This is a genomic window from Spiroplasma sp. ChiS (assembly GCF_002968355.1).
GTDB lineage: Bacteria > Bacillota_I > Bacilli_A > Mycoplasmatales > Mycoplasmataceae > Spiroplasma > Spiroplasma citri.
The window spans coordinates 1-8,368 of record NZ_PUUH01000283.1 but is presented as its reverse complement, the minus strand read 5'-3'; the positions used below and the strand labels follow the sequence as shown (position 1 = coordinate 8,368).

Sequence of the window (8,368 nt, the reverse complement as noted above, 5' to 3'; positions counted from 1 at the left end):
AATTTATGATTTGAAGGAGAATATTTAAAGATACAAATAGTATCATATACTTTTTCTTTCTTAGCTTTGTATCATGTTTGATCAAATTTGAAAATTGATAAAGTTGAAGTGTATTAAAAAATAGTATTTAATATGACTATTAAATGTAGCAATTAAAGTAAAGACGATAATTTAATAGTATTAATAACATTATTTTTTCATTAATTTGTTGCCCTTTATATTACAATTTGCAAATTTAACAAAAATTAAAAAGTTATTTAAATATTATTGAATTTTTTTTTTTGAAATATATAATAATAAATGTCTAGGGAAGTATAAGAATTGTACTTTTATTAAATTAATAATAAACAGCACAAGTTTAGCCCTATCAATATGACCATACTTTGTATTATATTATCTTATACTTCATGGATACCCTAAAAAACAATCTCACCCGGGTTGTTTTTTTATTTTAATTGCTTTTTGGTAAAAAAGAAGTTATGATATAAGTATAAAAATAAATTATATATCTGTATATACTAGTAATATGGTCTAGTGTTTCTACGTCTTACCATTGGAAGAAGACGCTATAGGTTAATGCTTTTGCTTTTTAAACATTAACCATTCATTTTAATAAAAGAATCAGGTTAATCTTTTTGTTTTTACAAACATTAAGTAAAAAGGAGCAAAAAATATGAAAAGAATTTTACAAAGTTTAATGATGATAAGTATCATTGGCACTTCAGTGAGCAGTGTTTTTGCTTGCATAAAAAAATATAATTTTGATAATAGTATTTGGGTTATTACTGATGGAGGAACTATAAATGATCTTGCTTTTAATCAAGCAGCATGAGAAGGAGCAAGTAAATATGTTTTTGCACAAAAAAAACAGACAACTCCGCCACAAGATTGAAAAAATTCAAACTGACGAGCAAGTTACTTTGAATCAGTTAGTCAAAATCCTGGTGATTATAAAAATGCTTATATTACATCTTCAATTGCAGGAGCAAAAACGTTAGTTTTGCCTGGTTTCAACCACGGCAATACTCTTGGTTGAGCAGCGGGACTAGTTGATAATATTATTTATATTGATGGAAGTAGTCAAAATGTCCATCTTAATATGGACCAGAAGGCACCATTAGCAAAAAATATTATTGGAATTACTTATCAAGCTGAAGCTTCAGGTTTTTATGCGAGTTTAGCAACAAGTATTTATTTAAATGCGCACCAAAACGAATATAATGGGCAATTAAAAGTAGGAAGTTATGGCGGGATGGATAATCCAGTTGCTGTTTCAAATTATATGTGAGGTTTTTTAGTTGGAATTGATTTGTTTAATACCATTATTAATTCTTCAATAAATAGTAAATGAAATAATTTAAAACACAATATATTAAAACAAGTACAAAATATTAATCCAAAAATAACAACTTTGCAATCAATTGTTAAAGTTCAAAATGTTTTAAAGCAAAATGAATCATGATTTTCCCAATCATTTCAAGCTGGAGATGGCAAAATTATTAGTGATGAATTATTAGCACGTGGGGCTCAAATTATTTTTCCAGTTGCTGGCGCACAAGTTCAAGATACAATTAATCAAATTAAAGTTAACAAAGCGAATGCTAAAATAGTCGGTGTTGATACCGAACAATCGAAAATTTATAACGAAGATTATGTTGTAACTAGTGCTTTAAAACAAATTGCTACTTCAACTTTTGATGCGTTAAAAAATATTTATTCATCAGAATATGGTTATGATGCACAAAATAATATATGAGATAATACGAAACAGACAAATAATTGTTGAATTAATACTGACCAAACTTCCCTTGACCATCCATCATGAACGGGAATTGAAACAACAAAATGAGTTACACAAGATTTAGTTGATTTTTTACATAATACGACTGATAATCATAGTAAGGATACTTTGTTTGATAAGATGGTAAAAATATTACAGTACGCTTATAAAAGTGGAATTAATAATTATCCCCCAATTTCTGCACAAAATTTTACAAATACTTTACAAAATACATATGAAACACAAACAAAATTAAAAGCATATTTATTAGCAGCAATTGAAAAGGTGTTATAATTTTCTTAAGGTTTATTTATCAACTAATAAATTATTGTAATTAGCATCAGCACGAAGTATGGTAGTTATTAGTTGTTATAAAGCAAAATCAAAAGATGATATCCATGAAGAACTTATAGAGGATTTTAATATTTATAATGATATTGAAGAAGTAATAAATAATTTACATAATTTAAAGCAAATTAATAAACATTTAGAAGTTATTGGTTTATTTAAGGAATTGTTAAGTGATCAAAAACAACTTCGACAAGAAAAAGAACTTGATGATAAAATTGAGAATATAACAAGTGGTATTTATCAAGACTTAAGCGAGGCATCGTGTAATCGAAGTGCAACAAATCAACTTTGAAAGGAGTTGATTTTTTATTGAAAAAAAACATTATTTTATTTTGCGGTCCTTAGTAATTAAGTATGGAAAAGATATTGTTATTAATACTGTAAATAAGATAGTAATTAATAATGTAAAAGAAAATGAATAAATTATCCGCGTAATTTATTAGCGGTAATTTATTCAATATAGTTTATTTTGAGCGTAGCGAACACGCGAAGCGTGTCGCGATATTTTTAGAGAGGAGATGTAATATGCCAACTTGATTAACGACAATATTTAGTGTTGTTATTATATTAGGGATTTTTGCTTGAATTGGTTTATCAATTTATCAAAAAATTAAACAAATTCGAGGAAAGAAAAAAAGAAAAAAAAGAAATTGCAAGAAAGGAGGATAAAAAATAATGTTAGGTATGTATTTAACAACAGCGTTTAATTTTTTAACAGCACCTACACCTAAAACTATGACTGAGGGTATGACTGGTATTTGAACGGGTTTGACTAGTGCATTATGAAAAGTTAAAGAAGGTATAACAAATATTTTACCTGAGATAATGGTTTTTTTAGGTGAAGCGTGAATTATATTAATTCCATTTGCTATATTTTGTATTATTAAAATCTTAAACTTTTTCCGTGTTATGGTTAAAGGATTTTAATATTTATTATAATCGATTATATATCTTAGCTAAGGCACACTAGCTTTTATGTGAGTTGAATAAATAATTTTGTTGTTTATTTTTGCATTATACACTGTCTACAAATTTGGTTATTATTGATAATGTTAGCTGTAGAAATAAATATGACTATATCTCCAATAGTGGCTACATTTATATTGTTTATCTCTTAAAAACTTGTAGGCAGTATATAGTGTAAAAATATCAATTTAATTATATTTAAGGTATTATTATGGTTTTCTCTCTGTATAAAAATATTTATAAATTTGTTAATTTATTAAAAATTCAAATAATAAATTTAAATGTTATTATTAAAATTATTATTAGTGAAATAATTGTTTTAATTGGTGATACCATTCATGATAATCAAAAAATAGATGGTATCACATTTGTAAAAAATGAATTTATTAAATAGAAAAATGAATTTATTATTTCTTCTATATTTTATTTCTCCTTTCTATTTAAAATAATTTATACAGAGAAAATATATTTTTTTACTGGAAATTATGAAGCATTATTAGATTTTTTAATTTGTCATTTACCCTATGTTATTGACAGCAAAAAGAAATTTTTATTAGAAACTATTGAATTAATTAAAAATAATAAAGATGGTATTGAAAATCAAGCATTAGAATATAATATTGGTTGTCATGTTGAAGGTGATGTTTCACATTATATTAAGGTTGTTAAGGGGCGTGGTGCAAAAATATATTGTAAAGAAACATTTAATAATATGTTAATTGCTTCAATGTTAAGACTTAATAGCAGAATTAATGAAGTTAAAATTAATAAAAATAAAGAAAAAATTGAATTTAATATTTTTAAATTAAATCAATCTCAAAATCAATTTTTATCTTTATAAATAAAAAACTTTTTAAAATTAGTAATAACTTTAAAAAGTACTTTTTAGTGTGTCAAAATTCATAATTTTATAAAATTATTTATTCAATTAAAAATATAATTTTTAAAAAAGTTGAATTTTTTATAAATTTTGTTATCATTTATTCATAAGCGAGACATAATTTGTTTCTAATTACTTAATTTTATTAAAAACCTCAAAATAATATATACTACCCTTACAAAAAGTGCAAACAAATTATGATGTTCAATTAAAAAATATTTGAAAGGAATATAGCACTGAAGATGATAAGGAAAATATTCAAAATATTATTAGTCCTGATATTGCAGGAATTACTTTAACTTTTACGGTCTGAGATCCTGAAAAATGAACTAAACATTTTGTTGATGCGCATCCTGTTGTTAATAGTAATGAGAATCTTTTTTAAAATTTACCAATTTTACCAATTGAACAAAAAATTGGAGTTAAATTAGTTATTGCAAATATTTATGGAACAGTTTCTATTTATTTAATTGGAAGTTTTGTAATTTCTAATTTATTAGGAATTGAATAAACTAGATTTGTTATTTTTGCTAAAAAGAAATAAAATGTGATAAAATGTAATTGTCCGCAAGGACAGTTTTCTACGTTTATTATAACGTTAAGGTGTGTTTGGGGTTATTAACCGCTATATAAATCAGGGAACTCTACACCCAAGCACTTAAAGCGGTTCAGGGTTATCTTAAAAATAAATGAAAGGCTAACAGTTGAATGTTAGTTTTTTAATTTGAAAAAAATAAATTATTCGATAAAATTTATAAAGAGATGAGTGAGGTTTTGATGGTGGCGAAAAAAAGTTATTTTAATTGTTGGACCAACAGGAAGTGGTAAAACTGCTTTATCAATTAAAATCGCTCAGCGTTTTAATGGCGAATGTATTAATGCTGATGCAACCCAAATTTTTAATGTGTTAAATCTTGCAACAAATAAAGTAACACCATCTGAACAAGCTGGAATTCCACACCATTTATTATCAACAATTGATTTAAATGATAATTATTCCATTAAGATGTACCAACAGCAGGGACGAAAAATATTAGCCCAATTATGAAGTAAAAATAAAATTCTAATTGTTGTTGTTGTTGTTGGTAGTGGGTTATATATTAATGCACTATTAAAGAATTACCAATTTTCTGATCAGGATTGTGATTTATTAAAAACAAAGGAATATGAACATGTTTCAAATTATGCTTTATGAGAAAAATTAGCAACATATTGGGTTATTACCAGATAAAGCAGAACTGTATCAATATTTATTTGATCGGGTGTTACGGTTAACAGAGCAAGGTTTATTTGTTGAAGTTGAAGCAGCATATAAATATTGTAATTATGATTTAACAAAGCAAAGTATGAAAATTATTGGTTGTTCAGAAATTATTCGTTATTTAAAAGGTGAGCTTTCATATGAAGCAACATTAGCAGCAATGGTTCAAGCTAATAAAGTTTATGCTAAAAAACAAATCACATGGTTTAAACACCAATTAACAAATGTGCATTGATATTCATTTTCCTATTCACAGTTTGATAATCTTTGCCAGAAAATTATTGTTGAATTAAAAAATAGTAACTATTTAAAATTATAATTTATTTTTAAAAACATTCCTTAAAAAACAATATTAATTGTTTTTTCTTTTTTAAGGATTAAATAACTCCTAAAATATTTAAATTTTGTTATAATATAATATGTCCAAATATAAAAACTATTTAAGAATTAAAGAAAAAAATTTAAATTAAGTTTCTTTACTTATCAAAATAAATTTATATAACTTAATTAATAAATTTTTTAAATATAAGGAGAATTAGTGCAAAAAATTATTATAAGATACTAAAAGTATCTTCTACTACTAATTTTGAAAAAATAAAAAATACAGAAACTAAATTTTATGAAATTCCAGTAGCATATAACATTTTATCAAATCCAACCAAAAGAAAAGAATATGATAAAAATAACTTTTTATCTCCTGTTGATGCTTCACCAGTTACTGATTTTACAATTTTTAATAATAAGTTATAAAGAATTAGAGATTATTAAGTTAAGAAACGCAAAGATAACATTTTAGGTTTAAATTATTTTGTTCAAAATGTAATGGGTTCAGATGGTATGAAATTTCAAAAACAATTGTTCTGTTGGTTTTAACAGTGTTGAACAGGGGGATGTCAAATTAATTCTTAAATAGTTTATTAAGTGCACTGAATGATGATGATACAACGAGAAAAGGGTATATAATGAAATTTATTGATGTCGCAACAATTAATTATTTGCAGGAAAAGGCGACTGTATAAAAAAAGTAGGGTATAAAAATATAAAGAAATTAAATAAGAATAATTAAACCATTTACTAAAATGGTTTTTTTATTTGAAAAAACCATTTACTAAAATGGTTTTTTTATTTGAAAAAACCTAAAATAACTAATTGATTCAAAACAAGGACAGCATCTTTATATATTTATAATTTTTAAAAGGCATCGTGTACGATGAAGCGGCAAAAAAACAACTCTTGTTAAAGGGTTGTTTTTTTATTTGAAATAAAACAACTCCTAAAAGGAGGTAATGATAATTAAACAACAAAAAATATGTGATGTTAATGATTGTTATAAATTATCATCATTCATCACCGAAGAATTTGTATCAAATAAAGTTTTATGAACTTGTGAAAAACATAGAAATTTATTGAATAARSTAAAAGATAAAACACAAMARCAATTTTATCAAAAACTAGAAAATTMAAAAATTATCTTTGAWTGAGAAACTGGTTTGTTAAAAMTTTGATTTTATAAAACAACTTAATGCAGAGTGGGACGGTTATTTTAAATAACTAAGTGTTTTTATTCCACATAGGCGGTCTAGCCCAACRGTAATCAGTCYGGAAATAATAGACGCTTTAACAAGCGATAGTSGTGATAAGTGCGAGGTCAACATCGAACGACAATAAATATTGAGATGGTCACTTTATAAATAAATTTGCGATTAGCATTAGGTTCTTCAAGGTGCGAGTGAATTTATTTTAAAAACTGAACGCTTTGACCTGAAATGGTGCGGATGAAGAAATGTAATTATATGGCGTCTTAACTATACAAACAACTACAAATTGTAGAACATTGTAGTTAATATACCAACAATTACCAAAATTAATAATCAGGAGGTAAAGATGAAAAAGAATAGTTGTCTTAAAAAAAAGATATTGAGGTTATTGCTTTAAATGTGATAAACAAAATAAATATATCCTTACACACAATGAAATTACTGATGAACATTGAGCATTAAATAAAAAGAATTAGGAGGAATTAAATTATGACTAAAAAATACTTATTAATTATTAAAAATGAATATTTATCTACTTATGCTTATTACACACTAGAAGAAGCAAAAGTACGAGAAAAAATTGAAAATAATAATTATGGCTTATCAACGGCAATTATTGATTTAAAAGATATTGAATGAAAAAGGTAAATAAATAGTATGTGAAAAGATGAAGATGGCAAAGTTTATACAGAAGAAGATTTATTTAATGAAGCATTAGAAGAATGTCATTCAGAAGAAAGTGCTTATGACTATATTGAAAAATTAATTATGGAAAAGAATTTGGAGGAATTATAAAATGAAGAAATTACAAGATTTAATTAAAGATTTAACAGGAATAACTGTTGAAGAACAAAAAATAAATGAATATTTAGCAAGTGAAGCATTAGATTTACGAGGTGTTGATTTAATAGAAGCTGATTTACGAGATGCTGTTTTATGTTGGGCTGATTTACGACGTGCTAAATTAATAGGTGCTGATTTATATCGTGCTGATTTAGAAGATGCTAATTTATATAGTGCTAATTTACAAGGTGCTTATTTAGAAGATATTAAAATTACAAAACAACAATTAGACCAATTAACTGTTATTGAGGAGGATGAATAATGAATATAACAGAAACAATTAAATTTAACAAAGTTAAAGAAGAAAATGAAGCACTTAAAAATAAACTTGATGAAAAAGATAAAGAAATTAATAAACTATTAATGATTTGTTTTCATATTGCTAGTGAGGAGGATAAATAATGAAAAATATAGTTCAAAATGTTTCTTTTCCTTTTGCAATTAAAGGTGATGATTTTAAAGAATTAAGTTTAAAAGCATTAAATATTAAAAAATGAATTGATGAAAATGGACCAGAATTAGCAGAATTTATATACAGACATCGTAATCAATATAATACAACTGGTTATAAAGATGTGCATTTAAAAGATATTCCATCAACATTAACTAAAATTGATATTGTTTTTAAAGAACCATTAGATCCAGTTAAAGAATTTAAAGATGCTTTAAATCGTATTCATACTAATATTATTAATTTTGAAAAATCAATTGAAAATCATAAAATTCAAATTAAAAATAATATTAATCAA

Annotated in this window: 15 protein-coding genes and 1 riboswitch; all 15 genes read left to right on the top strand. The window is 24.7% G+C overall.

Going from position 1 to position 8,368, the window contains the following annotated elements:
* The first annotated feature begins 489 nt into the window (after positions 1–489).
* Positions 490–589: riboswitch (purine riboswitch) on the top strand.
* An 84-nt stretch (positions 590–673) separates the two neighbouring features.
* Complete coding sequence (locus C6B38_RS07030; RefSeq protein WP_105299098.1) at positions 674–2,074, top strand: BMP family ABC transporter substrate-binding protein; 1,401 nt, start codon at positions 674–676, stop codon at positions 2,072–2,074.
* Between the two features lie 58 nt (positions 2,075–2,132).
* A complete protein-coding gene (locus C6B38_RS07025) occupies positions 2,133–2,483 on the top strand; it encodes a hypothetical protein (RefSeq protein WP_233485641.1) in 351 nt (116 codons plus the stop codon).
* A gap of 173 nt (positions 2,484–2,656) precedes the next feature.
* The gene (locus C6B38_RS07020) at positions 2,657–2,800 is read left to right on the top strand and encodes a hypothetical protein (RefSeq protein WP_233485640.1); all 144 of its coding nucleotides are present in this window, start codon (positions 2,657–2,659) and stop codon (positions 2,798–2,800) included.
* A gap of 6 nt (positions 2,801–2,806) precedes the next feature.
* On the top strand, positions 2,807–3,058 hold the full coding sequence (locus C6B38_RS07015) for a hypothetical protein (RefSeq protein ID WP_071937632.1): 252 nt from the start codon (positions 2,807–2,809) through the stop codon (positions 3,056–3,058).
* Positions 3,059–3,308: 250 nt separating this feature from the next.
* A complete protein-coding gene (locus C6B38_RS07010; protein WP_233485639.1) occupies positions 3,309–3,491 on the top strand; it encodes a hypothetical protein in 183 nt (60 codons plus the stop codon).
* A gap of 318 nt (positions 3,492–3,809) precedes the next feature.
* Positions 3,810–3,938: a hypothetical protein gene (locus C6B38_RS11985; protein WP_255401075.1), complete on the top strand. Its 129-nt coding sequence runs from the start codon at positions 3,810–3,812 to the stop codon at positions 3,936–3,938.
* 223 nt (positions 3,939–4,161) lie between these two features.
* Positions 4,162–4,362, top strand: a complete 201-nt coding sequence (locus C6B38_RS11445) for a hypothetical protein (protein WP_233485638.1) — start codon at positions 4,162–4,164, stop codon at positions 4,360–4,362.
* A 381-nt stretch (positions 4,363–4,743) separates the two neighbouring features.
* Positions 4,744–5,208 carry a tRNA (adenosine(37)-N6)-dimethylallyltransferase gene (locus tag C6B38_RS11440; RefSeq protein WP_233485637.1) on the top strand — a complete coding sequence of 155 codons (465 nt, stop codon included), beginning with the start codon at positions 4,744–4,746 and terminating at the stop codon, positions 5,206–5,208.
* A 31-nt stretch (positions 5,209–5,239) separates the two neighbouring features.
* Positions 5,240–5,557 carry a tRNA dimethylallyltransferase gene (locus C6B38_RS11435; RefSeq protein WP_233485636.1) on the top strand — a complete coding sequence of 106 codons (318 nt, stop codon included), beginning with the start codon at positions 5,240–5,242 and terminating at the stop codon, positions 5,555–5,557.
* Between the two features lie 967 nt (positions 5,558–6,524).
* On the top strand, positions 6,525–6,761 hold the full coding sequence (locus tag C6B38_RS06995; protein ID WP_105299097.1) for a hypothetical protein: 237 nt from the start codon (positions 6,525–6,527) through the stop codon (positions 6,759–6,761).
* A gap of 504 nt (positions 6,762–7,265) precedes the next feature.
* Entirely contained in the window at positions 7,266–7,424 is a 159-nt protein-coding gene (locus C6B38_RS10350) for a hypothetical protein (RefSeq protein WP_162475792.1), read from the top strand.
* A gap of 9 nt (positions 7,425–7,433) precedes the next feature.
* The gene (locus tag C6B38_RS10345; protein WP_162475848.1) at positions 7,434–7,571 is read left to right on the top strand and encodes a hypothetical protein; all 138 of its coding nucleotides are present in this window, start codon (positions 7,434–7,436) and stop codon (positions 7,569–7,571) included.
* A gap of 1 nt (position 7,572) precedes the next feature.
* Positions 7,573–7,881 carry a pentapeptide repeat-containing protein gene (locus C6B38_RS06990; protein ID WP_105299096.1) on the top strand — a complete coding sequence of 103 codons (309 nt, stop codon included), beginning with the start codon at positions 7,573–7,575 and terminating at the stop codon, positions 7,879–7,881.
* A complete protein-coding gene (locus C6B38_RS10340; protein WP_162475931.1) occupies positions 7,881–8,021 on the top strand; it encodes a hypothetical protein in 141 nt (46 codons plus the stop codon). Before C6B38_RS06990 ends, C6B38_RS10340 begins: the two co-directional genes overlap by 1 nt.
* On the top strand, positions 8,021–8,368 hold a 348-nt coding region (locus C6B38_RS06985), incomplete at its 3' end, for a hypothetical protein (RefSeq protein WP_146693356.1). The genes C6B38_RS10340 and C6B38_RS06985, both read left to right, overlap by 1 nt.